The following is a 14,671-nucleotide window of genomic DNA, read 5'->3' as shown; positions in this document are numbered from 1 at the left end:
GCTCGCGGCGATCGCAGACTGGCTCGGACAACGTTTCGAGCACAGGAGGAAACCCATGTCGACCACCCTCGACAGCTACCGGCTGCTGGGCCGCTCCGGGCTGCGGGTCTCCCCGCTGGCGCTGGGCGCGGCGACCTTCGGCACCGAATGGGGCTGGGGCGCCGAGCAGGACGACGCACGCAAGCTGTTCGACACCTACGTCGGGCGCGGCGGCAATTTCATCGACACCGCCAGCACTTACACCAATGGCAGCTCCGAGCGGCTGCTGGGCGAATTCGCCCACGACAACCGCGAAAGCCTGGTCCTGGCGACGAAATATTCGACCCTGAGCCGGCCCGGCGACCCCAATTCCGGGGGCAGCCACCGCAAGACCATGTTCGCGTCGGTGGAAACCAGCCTGCGCCGGCTGGACACGGACTACATCGACCTGCTGTACCTGCACGTGTGGGACTTCACGACGTCGGTCGAAGAGGTCCTGCGCGGGATGGACGACCTGGTCCGCCAGGGCAAGGTCCTGTACGTGGCGATCTGCAACACCCCGGCGTGGCAGGTCTCGCGCATGCAGGCGATCGCCGACCTGCGCGGCTGGTCGCCGTTGGTCGCGCTGCAGTTCGAGTACAGCCTGATCGAGCGCACCGGGGAGCGTGACCTGATCCCCATGGCCCGGGAGATGGGGCTGGGCGTGATCCCGTATTCGCCGCTGGCCGGCGGGGTGCTCGCGGGCAAGTACAGCCGCGCCGACCTCACCGCGGGGAAGATCGCCGACGGCACCCGCAAGGACTTCAACATCGCCAACGGCGACGTCACCGAGCGCAATCTGGCGATCGCCGACGTGCTGAAGGAGGTCGCCACGGAGATGGGCCGCAGCCCCGGCCAGGTCGGGCTGGCCTGGGCCCGGCAGAACCCGGACGTGACGGCGCCGATCATCGGCGCGCGCACCCCGGCGCAGCTCGAGGACAACCTGGGCTCGCTGGAGGTCGACTTCACCGCCGCCCAGCTGGCCCGCCTCGACGAGGCCAGCGCGATCGACCTCGGCAATCCGCACGCCCTGCTCGCCAGCGGCCGGGGCCGCGCGTTCAACAGCGGCGAGCTGAAGGTCGAATCCCGCCGCTGACGCCCGTTTCCCGGGCGGGCTGGGCTGCTGCGGCGGCGGTGGCTCGCACGCCGGCGAGCACGATCGCGCTCACCTGCTGCGCGTCGGCTCGGGTGAACGGGCGGGAACCGCGGCTGACGAACAGCTGGACGGGCCCGGCGAGCATCGCGCCGAGGAAGGAGAGGTCGACCGCGGGCAGCTCGCCGCGCTCGACGGCGGTCTGCAGGCGGTCTCGCAGGGTCGCCTGCCGCTGGTCGGACACCTCGTCGACGACGGCCCGCAGCTCGGGGTTTTCCCGGGCCGCGGCCACCGCGTTGAGCAGCGCCCGGCCCTCCGGGCTCGCGGTGGCGGCGGCGAGGGCTTCGAGGAAGTCGACGAGGTCGGCGTCGATGTCGCCCGAGTCGTGCAGGGGCGCGGCGTCGGCGCCGAAGGCCGCGAGCGCGTCGGCGACCAGGGCGGTGCGGTCGGGCCAGTTGCGGTAGACGCTGGTCTTGTTGACCCCGGCGAGCTCGGCGACCTGGTCGTAGCGCAGGCCGCCGATCCCGTCGCGGGCGATCAGCTGGGCGGCGGCCTCGAGAATCCGGCGCCGCACCCGGGCGGTGCGCCCGCCCGGGCGGCGGACCGGTTCTGGCGCTGGTCCGTCGTCGGTCACGGTGGGCAGCCTACCGCCGCGCGCCTCGATGGCTTCCCCGGTGGCGGGCTCCTTCCCGGTTGTCATCTCGAGCGGGGTTACCTGGTCAGCGCGTCGGCCAGCTCCGGGGTCCGGCCCAGCATCCGCGCCATCGCGATCGCGTCGATGTAGTCCTCGTAGCTCACGATCCGGCCGTCCCGCACCCGGACCACGGCCAGCGCCCGGAACCGGTACGGCGCTCGGGTCGCGTGTGACCAGCCGTGGTGGCTGAACTCGGCCAGCACCACCTCCGGGTCGTCGGTCCGGTGCACCACCACCGCCACCTCGGCCAGGTCGAGCAGCCCCTTGCTCGGCTCGCCGGCCGCGTAGAACTCCCGGATCGCGTCGCGCCCGCGCAGTTCGGCGGGGGTGCCGGGCGGGGCGAAGGGGTACCGGAGCACCCCGTCGGGGGCGAACAGGCTGGAGAACTCGGGCCCGTCGCCGGCGATCATCCGGCGGACCTCTTCGATCATTTCGCTGGGCGTACGTTGCATGATCAACTCCTTGGCAGGAAAGGGAACCAGACGTTTTTCCTACACCGGCCGGGCCGCGCGCAGCCGGGCGTTGCGCGCCTCGATGGCCTCCCAGGTGGCGGGAACCATGAGGTCGGCGCCGCTGCGCGCGAACTCCTGGGCGGCCGCCGCGCGCGGGCGCTGGCGCTGTTCGTAGGCGCTGAAGGCCGCCGCGAGGTCGTCGCCGTGGCGACCGAGCTCCTCGGTGAGCGTCCACGCTCCGAGCAGGGCCAGCGAGACGCCGCGCCCGGCCATCGGGGTCGCGCAGTGCGCGGCGTCCCCGATCAGCACGACCCGTCCCCGATGCCAGCTCGGCATGAGGATCTGGGCGATCGCGTCGAAGTAGAGGCCGGGGTCGTCCTGGGCGGTCTTGAGCAGCTCGGGGACCTTCCAGTCCTCGATCCCGGCGAAGGCTTCGGCCAGGATGCGCTTCTGCGCGCCCAGGTCGTGGTAGTCGTAGTCGATCGGGTCGGACCGGAACTCGAAGATGCCCAGCGCCCGGTCTCGGTAGCGGGCCACGCCGGCGAAGCGCCCCGGCAGGTTGAGGACTTCGGTCACGCGGGTGGCGCCGGGAGCCGTCTGACCGGGTGCGTCTCCGATCGCGACGTACACGCCGAGGTGCTCCGTGAACTCCTGCTCCGGGCCGAAGACCATCCGGCGCACCGCCGAGTGCACTCCGTCGGCGCCGACGACGAGGTCGTAGGCGGCGTTACGGCCCGAGGCGAAGGTGACCGCGACCCGGTCCCCGTCGTCGGCCAGCGTCGCGATGGACTCCTCGAAGCGCAGGCCGGCCTGCTCGGGCAGGGCGTGGCGCAGGATGTTCACGAGGTCCTCGCGAGGCAGCTCGATGTCCTCGGCGGACTCGCTGATCTCCTGCCCCGCCAACGGGGCGACGGCCGCTCCGGACCGGTCGACGAACATCGTCTGCTCGGTCATCGTGATCCGGTGTTCGCGCACCGCGTCCAGGATGCCCATGCTGCGCGCGGTCTCGAGCGCTTCGCCGCGCACGTCGATGGGCGAGCCGTTGACGCGCAGGTGGTTCGCCCGCTCCACGATCTCCACCGTGTGCCCGGCCCGCGCGAGGTTGATGCCCGCGCACAGGCCGGCCGTCCCGGCCCCGCTGATCAGGATCTTCATGATGTCTCCCCTTGAGTCCCTGTCTCGTCACTTCGACTATAGCAACAATATGTTGCTTTAGCACCGCGCACAAAATCCTTGACCTCGAGCGCGGTCGAGGTTGTTGGCTGGGGCACGGCGGATGTCGGTGAGGAAGGGCGTTCATGCGTGCGGTCTGGCTAGGCGAGTTCGGCGGTCCCGGGGTGCTGGTCGCGGGGGAGGCGCCGGACCCGGTCGCGGGGCCGGGGCAGGTGCTGGTGGAGGTGGCCTTCTCGAACGTGACGTTCGTGGAGACCCAGTTCCGGGCGTCGGGCTCCGGCCCGTTCACCCCGGAGCTGCCGATGATCCCCGGCAACGGCGTCGGCGGCGTGATCAGCCGCGTGGGCGAAGGCGTCGGGCTCGGCCTGGTCGGCAAGCGCGTGGTGACGTCGACCGGCGGGGCGGGCGGTTACGCGCAGCGGGTGGCCGTGGACGCGTCGCTGGTGTTCCCGGTGCCGGACGCGCTCAGCCTGGACGTCGCGGTGGCGCTGCTCGCCGACGGCCGGACGGCGACCGGTCTGGTGCACGCGGCGTCGGTCGCGCCGGGTGAGCGGGTGCTGGTCGAGGCGGCGGCCGGCGGGGTCGGCAGCCTGCTGGTGCAGCTGGCGAAGGCCGCGGGTGCCGAGGTGGTCGCCGCGGCCGGCGGGGCGGAGAAGGTCGCGCGCGCCCGCGAGCTGGGCGCGGACCTCGCGGTCGACTACACCGAACCCGGCTGGCCGGAGAAGGCCGGCGAGGTCGATGTGGTCTTCGACGGCGTCGGCGGCGAGATCGGCACCACGGCGTTCTCCCTGCTACGCCCGGGCGGCCGCATGGCGAGGTACGGCCTGGCGAGCGGCACCTGGGCGGAAGTGTCCGAAGAGGACGCTCGCGCCCGCGGCGTCACGCTGGTCGGTTCGATCGGCGACGCGGCCGCCCTGCGCGGCTTCACGGAGTCCGCCCTCGCCGCGGCCGCCGCCGGCCGCCTCGCCCCGGTGATCGGCCAGCGCTTCCCGCTCGCCGACGCCGCCGAGGCCCACGCGGCGATCGAGGCCCGCGCGACGTTCGGCAAGACCCTGCTCGTCGCATGACGGGTTTCGACAGTCCCGTCGACAGCCCTTTTGATGTCGACGAGTTCCTGGCCCAGCCCCTCACCGCGAGGGTCGCGACGGCCGGGCCGACGGTGCGCCCCACCTGGTACCTGTGGGAGGACAACGCGTTCTGGATCCTCAGCGGCGCGTGGTCGCGGCTGCCCGGCCGGATCCTCGCCACCCCGCGCATCGCGCTGACGGTGGACGTCTGCGACGTGACCACCGGGCTCGTCCGCCAGGTCGGCGCGAGCGGCGACGCGGAGATCCGGCCGTTCGACGTCCCGCGCGGCCGCCGCAAGCTGGCGCGGTACCTCGGCCCGGACGAGCGGCGCTGGGACCCGCGCTTCCGCGGCTACCTGCACGAGGACGACCGCACCGTCTGGGTACGGCTGGCGCCGGCGTCGCTGCGGGGCCACGACCTCAGTTACCGGGTCTGAAAGCGTTGCGGTGGAACGGAAATCAGCTCCATCGCAACGCGACCAGCTGGGTGGTCAGTGCCAGCCGGACGTCGGGGTCGTCCAGGTCGAGGGGGACCAGTGCCAGCAGGCGTTTCATCCGGTAGCGCAAGGTGTTCGGGTGGATCCGCAGCTCCTGGGCCGCCGCGCGGGGGTCGCCGGGGTGGCGGAGCCAGGCGTACAGGGTGTCGACGTAGCCGGCGCTGTTGGTCTCGTCGTGGGCGCGCAGCCGGCCGAGCGGGCCCAGCTCCGCGACTTTCGCCGCGGCCGCGCCGGTCGCGCCGCGGTGCAGGACCAGCGCCGTCCATTGCTGGTCGTACGCGACGACGCGGCCGTCCACGATTCCCGCGCGCAGCAGGCCGAGTGCTTCGTCGGCCTGGGCCCGTGACGTCGGCAGCGCGGTGACGTCGCCCGGTGCTCCCGCGGCCGCCCGGGGGACGCCGCCGCGCCGTGACGCGGTCTGGCTCGCGATCGCGTCGCGCAGCTCGGCCCAGCCGCCGGGGCCGGGGACGTCCGGGACGACCGCGTACAGCAGCCCGCCCAGCTCCGTCGCCACCGGACGGCGGCCGACGCCCTGCGAAATCCGTTCCAGCAGCGCCAGTCGCAGGCCTTCGGCGTCGCGCCCGTCGCCGCCGGTCACCTCGATGACGACGACGCGGTGCGGTTCGTCGGAGAGGTCCAGCTCGCCGATCGCGCGTCGGGGCCCGGCTCGTCCTTCGAGGACGGCGCGCAGCAGCTCGGCCGAAGCGCGTCGCTGCGTGTCCGTGTGCGCGCGCCGCCGAAGCAGGTGAAGGGCGACAACGGGCGCGGCGTCGGCGAAGGCGGCCGCGCGCTCCTCCGAGACCGGCCCGGCGACCACCGCCCACATCGAACCCAGCAGCTCACCGCCCATCCGGATGGGCACGATCAGCCGCGGCAGCGTGCCGTCGCGCTGGGCCGGCACGAAAATCGTCTGGCGCCCACGGGAAAGCTCACGGAAGACGCCGCGGGAACGGAACCGCGCGAGCACGTCGTCGGGGATCCGGCGACCCATGATCGTGGCGACGCGCGCGGGGTCGGTGAGGTCCTGGCGCGCGGAGTAGGCGAGCACGCGCGAGTTGGTGTCCTCGATGGTCACCGGGGCGTCCACCACGGACGCCACGGCGTCGGCCAGCCGGAACAGGTCGCCGGACCCGGGATCGCCGCCCTCCTCCGGCGATTCCGACTCGTCGCCGAGCGCGTCGAGCACCGTGCGCAGCAGCCAGACGAGCTGGGCCCACGACGTCGCCGCGTGTACCTGGACCAGCGCGATCCCCGCGGTCTTGGCCGCCCGTTTCACCGTGGGCTTCGTCGCCAGCGGCGGCTTCAGCAGCACCGCCGCCGCGCCCTGGCTCGCGCTCAGCCGCACCAGCTCCGCCGCGTCGGCCGCCTCCGCCGTCGCCACGCCCAGCACGAGGTCGCCCGCCGCGACTCCGGCGGGCGTGCCCGGCTCGGCGATCACCACATCGCCGACCGCCGGACCGTCCTCGGGCAGCTGTAACGCGTGCAGCAGCGTCGGCCCCACTCGGTCGACAACGCTGCGTACGGAGACCACGAGGTACATCTTCGCCGAGCCGTCACCGGCGCGCGAAACGGTAGCCTTCAGGCCATGCGCGAACGGCTGCGGGCGACCTTCGGCGAGGACGCCGAGCGGTACGACCGGGCGCGTCCCGGTTATCCGGCGGCGGTGTTCGAGGACTTCGCCGCGGGCACGCGAGTGCTGGAGATCGGCTGCGGGACGGGTCAGGCGACGGTCCCGCTGGCCGGGCGCGGGTGCGCGGTCACCGCGGTGGAGCTGAGCGCGGACCTGGCCGCCGTCGCGTCCGGGAAGCTGGCGGATTTCCCTTCCGCGACAGTCGAAATCGGCGCTTTCGAGGACTGGCCGCTGCCACCCGGGCCGTTCGACGTCGTGCTCGCCGCGACGGCCTTCCACTGGCTCGACCCGGCGACCCGCATGGTGAAGGCCGCCGAAGCCCTGCGTGTCGGCGGCACGCTCGCCCTGATCACGACCCACCACGTGGCGGGCGGCAGCGAGCGTTTCTTCGCCGACGTCCAGCGCTGCTACGAGCGCTTCGACCCGGCCACCCCGCCCGGCCTGCGCCTGTCCGCGGCTGCGGACGTGCCCACCACCTTCGACGAGTCCGATCGCTTCGGCCCGCCGCGCTTCCGCCGCTGGGAATGGGAGCTGGACTACTCGACCGCGGAGTACCTCGACCTGCTGCTGACCTACTCCGGCCACCGCGCCCTGCCGCCGGAGCGCCGCGAGGGCCTGCTCGCCGCCATCTCCCGCCTGATCGACGAGGAGCACGGCGGCCGGATCACCAAGCGTTATCTGACCGAACTGGCGACGGCCGTGCGCCGCTGAGGGGTCAGCCGGGTCCGACGGGCGGTTCGATCAGGTTTCCGACCCGGGCGAGGACTTCGACCTGGGCCGGGTTGTAGAGGTCCACGAGCGCGTCATGGACCGCTCGGGCGGCGGTGCGCGCGTCGCCCTTCATCTGCTGCACCTCCGGGTTCCTGGTGTACAGCTCGCGGACGTACGGGGCCATCCGCCGCGCCAGGTCGATCCGGGCCCGCTCGTCGGCGTCGGCCGGCAGCCGGTCGAACTCGACCAGCGTGGGATCCGCCTCGGAGCGCTCCAGCATTTCCCGGTACGCGGTGATCGCCGAGGGGCTGAGCACCCGGCCCATCACGACCAGGAACGAGCGGTCGGCGTCGGACAGCCTCGGGTCCGACGCCGCCGGCGCGAGGTCGGGCGGCAGGTCGGTCGGTGCGGCCTCCCGCAGGATCAGGGCGAGCTCGGCGCGTACCCGCTTCAGCCGTTCGATGGTCGCGGCGAGGTCGGCGTCCAGCGTCCGGAACGCCTCCCCGGGATGCTCGTCCGCGGTCCCCATCCCGGCGATCTGCGCCAGCGAGAACCCGAGGTCGGTCAGCCGCTTGATCCGCAGCAGGCGCACCAGGTGCGCGACGCCGTAACGCTTGTAGCCGTTGGCCCGCCGTTCGGGCTCGGCCAGCAGCCCGACCTCGTGGTAGTGCCGCACCGTCCGCAGGCTCGTGCCGGCCAGCTCGGCGAGCCGGCGGGTGCTCCAGGCCACGGCCGTCCCCTTTCGGAAATCGGTTTCCCGCCTCCAGTACAAACTGTGCCGTTACGTCCGGGTCAACCGGATACCCGGACTGTGGTGACCCAGATCACAGTTCGGAGGAGCCGGCCCCGGTCAGTCCACAATGGAGTGACCGGCGCTGGCGTACGGTGGGACGGGTACTCCCACCCCGTGGGAGCCCTTGGGTGCTCCGTTCGGGGGAACTAGCTTCGACCGCGGAGCCGATCCCATTGAGCCGCAAGGAGAAGTCGATGCCGGAAGACACCTCGGCCTGGTCCTTCGAGACCAAGCAGATCCACGCGGGCGCGGCGCCGGATCCCACGACCGGGGCCCGCGCGACGCCGATCTACCAGACGACGTCGTACGTCTTCCGCGACAGCCAGCACGGCGCCGACCTGTTCAGCCTGGCCGAGCCGGGCAACATCTACACCCGCATCATGAACCCGACGCAGGACGTGCTGGAGCAGCGCCTCGCCGCGCTCGAAGGCGGGGTCGCGGCGCTCGCGTTCGCCTCCGGTTCCGCCGCCACGACCGCGGCGATCCTCAACCTGGCCGGCGCCGGTGACCACTTCGTCTCCAGCCCTTCGCTCTACGGCGGCACCTACAACCTGTTCCACTACACGCTGCCGAAGCTCGGCATCGAGGTCACGTTCGTCGACGACCAGGACGACCTCGAGCAGTGGCGCGCCGCGGTCCGGCCCAACACCAAGCTGTTCTTCGCCGAGACGCTGGCGAACCCGGGCAGCAACGTGCTGGACGTCCGCGCGGTCGCTGACGTCGCGCACGAGGCCGGGGTGCCGCTGGTCGTGGACAACACCGTGCCCACGCCGTACCTGCTGCGCCCGATCGAGCACGGCGCGGACGTCGTCGTGCACTCCGCGACCAAGTACCTGGGCGGCCACGGCACCACCGTCGCCGGGGTGCTGGTCGACGGCGGCACGTTCGACTTCGGCCAGGACCCGGCGAGGTTCCCGGGTTTCAACGAGGCGGACCCGAGCTACCACGGCCTCAAGTACTGGGAGGCGCTCGGCCCTGGTGCGTACGCGGCGAAGGCGCGAGTGCAGATCCTGCGCGACACCGGCGCGGCCATCTCGCCGTTGAACAGTTTCCTTATCCTGCAAGGCATCGAGACGCTTTCGCTGCGGCTGGAGCGGCACGTGTCCAACGCGCAGGCGCTGGCCGAGTGGCTGGAGCAGCGCGACGAGGTCGAGAAGGTCTACTACGCCGGCCTGCCGTCGAGCCCGTTCTACTCCGCCGCGCAGAAGTACCTGCCGCGTGGCGCGGGCGCGGTGCTGTCGTTCGACCTTCGCGGCGGTGTCGAGGCGGGCCGCAAGTTCGTCGACGGCACGGAGCTGCACAGCCAGCTGGTGAACATCGGCGACGTGCGCAGCCTGATCGTGCACCCGGCGTCCACCACGCACAGCCAGCTGAGCCCCGAGGAGCAGCTGACCAGCGGCGTCACGCCGGGCCTGGTGCGGCTGGCCGTGGGACTGGAAGGCCTCGAAGACCTGAAGGCGGACCTCGAGGCGGGCTTCCGGGCCGCCAAGGCGGCGCAGTGACGGATTCCGGCGCCGGTCTCCCGCCGGTCACCGGAGCATGGCGGCCGGGTGACCCACCCGGCCGGCGAAAGTGGTTCACCGGCCCCGGCGCGCTCGCGCTGGAGGCCGGTGGCTCGCTGCCGTCGTACACCCTCGCGTACGAGACGTGGGGGACGCTGAACTCCGACGGCTCCAACGCCGTCCTCGTCGAGCACGCCCTCACCGGCGACAGCCACGCGGCCGGCCCCGCCGAGCCGGGCCACCCCAGCGCGGGCTGGTGGGACGGGCTGATCGGGCCCGGCAAGGCCTTCGACACCGATGAACTGTTCGTGGTGGTCCCGAATGTGCTCGGTGGCTGCCAGGGCTCGACCGGCCCGGCTTCCGACGCTGAAGACGGGCGGCCGTACGGCAGCCGGTTCCCCGCCGTGACGGCGCGGGACCAGGTGCGCACCGAAGAAGCGCTCGCGGACGCGCTCGGCGTCTACCGCTGGGCGGCCGTCGCGGGCGGTTCGATGGGCGGGATGCGGGCGCTCGAATGGGCCGTTTCCGCGCCCGATCGGGTGGATTCGGTGCTGGTGCTGGCGTCCACGGCGCGGGCGTCGGCCGAGCAGATCGCCTGGGCCGCGCCGCAGCTGCACGCCATCCGCTCGGATTCGGGCTGGCACGGCGGGGACTACTACGGCCGTCCCGACGGCGAAGGCCCGCACCGCGGTCTCGGCGTCGCCCGGCGGATCGCGCACGTGACCTACCGCAGTGAGCCCGAGCTGGCCCAGCGCTTCGGCCGCCGCCATCAGGACGACGAAGACCCGTTGCGCGGCGGTCGGTTCGCCGTCGAGTCCTATTTGGACCACCACGCGGAGAAGCTGGCCGCGCGCTTCGACGCGGGTTCGTACGTGGTGCTCACGGAATCGATGAACACCCACGACATCGGCCGGGACCGCGGCGGGGTCGCGGCGGCGCTGGCGCAGGTCACCGCCCGGACCGTGGTCGCCGGCGTCGACAGCGACCGGCTCTACCCGCTGTACCAGTCCGCGGAGATCGCCGGCGCGGTCGGCGGCGAGTCCGCGGTGGTTTCGTCGCCGTACGGCCACGATTCGTTCCTGATCGAGAGCGGCCAGATCGGCGCGCTGGTGAAGTCGCTGCTGGGCTGACTCCGCCGGGGGCCTCAGCCGTCGACGGCGTCCGAGATCCAGTCCGCGACCGGCAGGTCCCGCTCCAGGCACTCGACCGAGAGCCGGATCGTCCAGCGCAGGGCCTGCAGGACCAGGCTGTCGACCTCGTTCGGCGCGGCGTTGGCGAGCGCGATCTCGACCTGTTCCTGCGCGGCGGCGGTGTTGCCGTGGACCTCGGCGAGCAGCGTGCGGACCGCGGTGCGCACCGGCGGGTCGGCCTGGTCGATGGAAACCTCTTCGCCGTCCTCGTCGAAGACCTGGACCTTCACCGGCGCCGTGCCGCCGTCACCCAGCGTGGACACCATCGTGCTGCACTCGCCGAACAGCAGCAGCATCAGCGCTTTCGTCTCGTCGGAGCGCTCCTTCGGCTCCTCGGAAGACGGCGTGACCTCGTCGAGCGCTTCGGCGTCTTCGCCGAGGCTGATGGCGACGAGCGCGCGTTGCGCCTTCTCGACGAGCCGCTGCTCGTCCTCGCTCCGGTCCGGGGTCACGTGCCTATCAAACACCAGCACCGGCATCCGTGGGGATACCCCGAATCCGGCCGATCAGCCGGCCGCCGAAAGTGCGCCCAGCGCGAGCCGGCAGAGCAGGTCGGCGAGCTCGCCGTCACCGAGATGGCGGTTGTACGGCGTCGAATTGATCAAGCCGAAAACCGCGTGCGCCGCTGACCGCGCCTCTCGCTCCTCGAGCCCCGGGACGGCGTCACGGATCGCCCGCACCCAGACCTCGACGTACTGGCGTTGCAGCGCCCGCACCTGTTTCCGGTCACTGTCGGTGAGATTTGCCAGGTTCCGCTCCTGGACCGTGATCAGCGCCGGGTGATCGAGCGCGAAGTCCACGTGGAACCGCACGAGCGCGGCCAGCAGCTCCCCGGCGGAGCCCCCGATCGCCGCGCGCTGGGTGCCGCCGTCGAGCAGGTAGTGGCTGATCGAGTTCAGCATCTCGCCGAGGATGGCGTCCTTGCTGCGGAAGTGGCGGTACAGCGCGGGGCCCGAGATGCCCACCGCGGCGCCGATGTCGTCGATGCCGACGCCGTGGAAGCCGTGGTGGGCGAACAGCTCGGCGGCGGCGGCCATGATCTGTTCACGCCTGTTCGCCTTCTCGCCAGTCACGAGTGGGGTGGGGTTCGCCGGCATCCGGCCATAGTAGGACCGCCGGTTAGCGAGCGCTAACCTCCGGTCCGACTTCCGGCCTGGGCCAAGTGGCGGCAAGGGCAATCTTAAGGGTGTCCAGTGGGGAAGCCACCTGGTATTGCTTTACGTCGTTGAGCCGTCACGACAGGAGTGACCCATGGCTGTTCCCGCCCGTTCCATCACTCGAAACCTCCAACGGATGTGCGCGGCCCTGGGGGTCGCTCTGCTCGTTTGCCTCGGCTTCACCGGCACCGCCGGCGCGGCCACCAGTTACGTGGCCCTCGGCGACTCCTACTCCTCGGGAGTCGGCGCCGGGGACTACGGCAGTTCCGGTGCCTGCAAGCGCAGCGCCAACGCGTACGGCCAGCTGTACGCCAACGCCCACAGCGGCACCACGTTCACCTTCCTCGCCTGCTCCGGTGCGAAGACGGGTGACGTGCTGACCCAGATCGGGTCGATGCCGTCCAGCGCCGGTCTGGTCACGGTGACCGTCGGCGGCAACGACGCCGGCTTCACCGACGTGATCACCACCTGCACCCTCAACAGCGACCAGACCTGCGTCGACCGGGTGAACACCGCGAAGGCCTACGTCCAGAACACCCTCCCGGGCCTGCTGGACAAGGTGTACGCGGCGGTCAAGGCGAAGGCGCCCAGCTCCAAGCTCGTGGTGCTGTCCTACCCGCGCTTCTACACGGTGCCGGGTTCCTGCAGCGTCGGCCTGAGCGACACCAAGCGGTCCGCGATCAACTCCGGCGCGGACACCATCGCCGGCGTGATCTCCGCTCGGGCCTCGGCGGCCGGTGCCCAGTTCGTGGACGTCCGGTCGGCGTTCGACGGGCACAACATCTGCTCCTCGGCCAGCGACTACCTGCACAGCCTCACCTTCCCGGTGGACGAGTCGTACCACCCGACGGCGGCCGGCCAGCGCGGCGGCTACTACACCCCGCTGACCTCCGCGATCGGCTGATCTCGGCGGGTAATTCCCAGGCCCGTGGGCGGTGGTGCCAACCGGCACCGCCGCCCACGGGCCTATTGCCGCCCGGGCCCGGATCACAGGGGGCCCCGCTGGACACCCCGGTTAGCGGTCGCTAACATCGACGGCGAAGTTAACGACCGCTAACCTCGCGACGGGGAGTCCATGGACACGCCGGTACTGAGCAGCTCCGCCGACCCGCACAGCGATCCGTTCGCCCGCAGCGTCACCTCGCACGCCGAGCTGGTGGAGGACCTGCGCAAGCGGCTCGCCACCGCCCGCCTCGGCGGGCCCGAGAAGTCGCGCGCGCGGCACGTCGAGCGGGGGAAGCTCCTGCCGCGCGACCGCGTGGACACGCTGCTCGACCCGGGTTCGCCGTTCCTCGAGCTTTCACCGCTGGCCGCGAACGGGCTGTACGACGACGAGGCCCCGTCCGCCGGCGTGATCACCGGCATCGGGCGGGTGTCCGGCCGCGAGTGCGTGATCGTGGCCAACGACGCCACCGTCAAGGGCGGCACCTACTACCCGCTGACGGTCAAGAAGCACCTGCGCGCCCAGGAAGTGGCGCTGCACAACAACCTGCCCTGCATCTACCTGGTCGACTCGGGCGGCGCGTTCCTGCCGCGCCAGGACGACGTGTTCCCCGACCGTGAGCACTTCGGCCGCATCTTCTACAACCAGGCCACCATGTCCGCGCGGGGCATCCCGCAGATCGCCGCCGTGCTCGGCTCGTGCACCGCGGGCGGCGCGTACGTGCCCGCCATGAGCGACGAAGCGGTGATCGTGCGCAACCAGGGCACGATCTTCCTCGGCGGCCCGCCGCTGGTGAAGGCCGCGACCGGCGAGGTCGTCACGGCCGAGGAGCTGGGCGGCGGCGACGTGCACTCGCGCCAGTCCGGCGTCACCGACCACCTGGCGGACGACGACGCGCACGCGCTGCGCATCGTCCGCTCCATCGTCTCCACTCTCGGCCCGCGCACGCCGCGGCCGTGGGACGTGCTGCCGACCGAGGAGCCGGCCGTCGACCCGCGCGAGCTGTACGGCGTGGTGCCGACCGACCCGCGCACGCCGTACGACGTCCGCGAGGTGATCGCCCGCATCACCGACGGCAGCCGGTTCGCTGAGTTCAAGAAGGAGTACGGCTCGACGCTGGTCACCGGCTTCGCGCACATCCACGGTCACCCGGTCGGCATCATCGCGAACAACGGCGTGCTGTTCGCCGAGTCGGCGATGAAGGGCGCGCACTTCATCGAGCTGTGCGACCGCCGTTCGATCCCGTTGGTGTTCCTGCAGAACATCACCGGCTTCATGGTCGGCAAGGCGTACGAGGCGGGCGGCATCGCCAAGCACGGCGCCAAGATGGTCACCGCCGTCGCCTGCGCGCGGGTGCCGAAGTTCACCGTGATCATCGGCGGCTCGTTCGGCGCCGGGAACTACTCGATGTGCGGCCGGGCGTACTCGCCGCGGTTCCTGTGGATGTGGCCCAACGCGCGGATCTCCGTGATGGGCGGGGAACAGGCGGCCTCGGTGCTCTCCACGGTCCGCCGTGACTCGATCGAGGCCCGCGGCGGCGAGTGGTCCACTGAGGACGAGGAGACCTTCAAGGACCCGATTCGCGAGCAGTACGAGGCACAGGGCAGCCCGTACTACTCGACCGCGAGGCTGTGGGACGACGGGGTGATCGACCCGGCGGACACCCGCACGGTGCTCGGGCTCGCGCTGTCGGCCGCGGCCAACGCGCCCCTGCCCGAGGTCAACTACGGCGTCTTCCGGATGTGATGAGC

At 71.9% G+C, this 14,671-nt stretch carries 15 protein-coding genes; 8 read left to right on the top strand and 7 right to left on the bottom strand.

Annotation, left to right across the window (positions count from 1 at the left end):
• Window positions 1-55 precede the first annotated feature (55 nt).
• Window positions 56-1,114 (top strand): aldo/keto reductase, encoded by a 1,059-nt coding sequence (locus BMY97_RS02595; RefSeq protein ID WP_091611832.1) that lies wholly within the window; start codon window positions 56-58, stop codon window positions 1,112-1,114.
• Here BMY97_RS02595 and BMY97_RS02590 read toward each other — a convergent pair.
• From BMY97_RS02590 to BMY97_RS02580, 3 genes are all read right to left on the bottom strand, one after another.
• Complete coding sequence (locus BMY97_RS02590) at window positions 1,077-1,745, bottom strand: TetR/AcrR family transcriptional regulator (protein WP_245787107.1); 669 nt, start codon at window positions 1,743-1,745, stop codon at window positions 1,077-1,079. The two genes, BMY97_RS02595 and BMY97_RS02590, sit on opposite strands and share 38 nt — an antisense overlap.
• A 77-nt stretch (window positions 1,746-1,822) precedes the next feature.
• A complete protein-coding gene (locus BMY97_RS02585; RefSeq protein ID WP_091611827.1) occupies window positions 1,823-2,257 on the bottom strand; it encodes a nuclear transport factor 2 family protein in 435 nt (144 codons plus the stop codon).
• A gap of 39 nt (window positions 2,258-2,296) precedes the next feature.
• Window positions 2,297-3,412 (bottom strand): FAD-dependent monooxygenase, encoded by a 1,116-nt coding sequence (locus BMY97_RS02580; RefSeq protein ID WP_091611824.1) that lies wholly within the window; start codon window positions 3,410-3,412, stop codon window positions 2,297-2,299.
• A gap of 143 nt (window positions 3,413-3,555) precedes the next feature.
• Here BMY97_RS02580 and BMY97_RS02575 point away from each other — a divergent pair, with 143 nt between their 5' ends.
• Both BMY97_RS02575 and BMY97_RS02570 read left to right on the top strand, forming a co-directional pair.
• Window positions 3,556-4,497, top strand: a complete 942-nt coding sequence (locus BMY97_RS02575; RefSeq protein WP_091611822.1) for a zinc-binding dehydrogenase — start codon at window positions 3,556-3,558, stop codon at window positions 4,495-4,497.
• Complete coding sequence (locus BMY97_RS02570; protein ID WP_091611819.1) at window positions 4,494-4,934, top strand: pyridoxamine 5'-phosphate oxidase family protein; 441 nt, start codon at window positions 4,494-4,496, stop codon at window positions 4,932-4,934. The genes BMY97_RS02575 and BMY97_RS02570 overlap by 4 nt, the downstream gene beginning before the upstream one ends.
• A 22-nt stretch (window positions 4,935-4,956) precedes the next feature.
• Here the strand turns inward: BMY97_RS02570 and BMY97_RS02565 are convergent, their stop codons facing one another.
• Window positions 4,957-6,525 carry a PucR family transcriptional regulator gene (locus BMY97_RS02565; RefSeq protein WP_091612864.1) on the bottom strand — a complete coding sequence of 523 codons (1,569 nt, stop codon included), beginning with the start codon at window positions 6,523-6,525 and terminating at the stop codon, window positions 4,957-4,959.
• Between the two features lie 54 nt (window positions 6,526-6,579).
• Here BMY97_RS02565 and BMY97_RS02560 point away from each other — a divergent pair, with 54 nt between their 5' ends.
• Window positions 6,580-7,335, top strand: coding sequence for a class I SAM-dependent methyltransferase (locus BMY97_RS02560; protein ID WP_091611816.1), 756 nt, complete (start codon window positions 6,580-6,582; stop codon window positions 7,333-7,335).
• A 4-nt stretch (window positions 7,336-7,339) separates the two neighbouring features.
• On the opposite strand, the gene BMY97_RS02555 is transcribed toward BMY97_RS02560, so the two are convergent.
• Window positions 7,340-8,065 carry a helix-turn-helix domain-containing protein gene (locus BMY97_RS02555; protein ID WP_091611813.1) on the bottom strand — a complete coding sequence of 242 codons (726 nt, stop codon included), beginning with the start codon at window positions 8,063-8,065 and terminating at the stop codon, window positions 7,340-7,342.
• A gap of 257 nt (window positions 8,066-8,322) precedes the next feature.
• Between BMY97_RS02555 and BMY97_RS02550 the strand changes: the two genes are divergently transcribed.
• Complete coding sequence (locus BMY97_RS02550) at window positions 8,323-9,630, top strand: bifunctional o-acetylhomoserine/o-acetylserine sulfhydrylase (RefSeq protein WP_091611810.1); 1,308 nt, start codon at window positions 8,323-8,325, stop codon at window positions 9,628-9,630.
• Window positions 9,627-10,760, top strand: a complete 1,134-nt coding sequence (gene metX / locus BMY97_RS02545) for a homoserine O-acetyltransferase MetX (protein ID WP_091611807.1) — start codon at window positions 9,627-9,629, stop codon at window positions 10,758-10,760. The genes BMY97_RS02550 and metX overlap by 4 nt, the downstream gene beginning before the upstream one ends.
• A 14-nt stretch (window positions 10,761-10,774) precedes the next feature.
• On the opposite strand, the gene BMY97_RS02540 is transcribed toward metX, so the two are convergent.
• Both BMY97_RS02540 and BMY97_RS02535 read right to left on the bottom strand, forming a co-directional pair.
• The gene (locus tag BMY97_RS02540; RefSeq protein ID WP_177231138.1) at window positions 10,775-11,272 is read right to left on the bottom strand and encodes a hypothetical protein; all 498 of its coding nucleotides are present in this window, start codon (window positions 11,270-11,272) and stop codon (window positions 10,775-10,777) included.
• A gap of 54 nt (window positions 11,273-11,326) precedes the next feature.
• Window positions 11,327-11,917 (bottom strand): SACE_7040 family transcriptional regulator, encoded by a 591-nt coding sequence (locus BMY97_RS02535; RefSeq protein WP_177231137.1) that lies wholly within the window; start codon window positions 11,915-11,917, stop codon window positions 11,327-11,329.
• Window positions 11,918-12,113: 196 nt separating this feature from the next.
• Between BMY97_RS02535 and BMY97_RS02530 the strand changes: the two genes are divergently transcribed.
• Together BMY97_RS02530 and BMY97_RS02525 are read left to right on the top strand one after the other, a co-directional pair.
• Window positions 12,114-12,881, top strand: a complete 768-nt coding sequence (locus BMY97_RS02530) for an SGNH/GDSL hydrolase family protein (protein ID WP_177231136.1) — start codon at window positions 12,114-12,116, stop codon at window positions 12,879-12,881.
• A gap of 171 nt (window positions 12,882-13,052) precedes the next feature.
• Window positions 13,053-14,666, top strand: a complete 1,614-nt coding sequence (locus tag BMY97_RS02525; protein WP_091611800.1) for a carboxyl transferase domain-containing protein — start codon at window positions 13,053-13,055, stop codon at window positions 14,664-14,666.
• The last annotated feature ends 5 nt before the right edge of the window (window positions 14,667-14,671 follow it).

The organism is Amycolatopsis saalfeldensis, assembly GCF_900110575.1.
Lineage (GTDB): Bacteria > Actinomycetota > Actinomycetes > Mycobacteriales > Pseudonocardiaceae > Amycolatopsis > Amycolatopsis saalfeldensis.
This window is presented reverse-complemented; position numbering and strand designations above follow the sequence as displayed.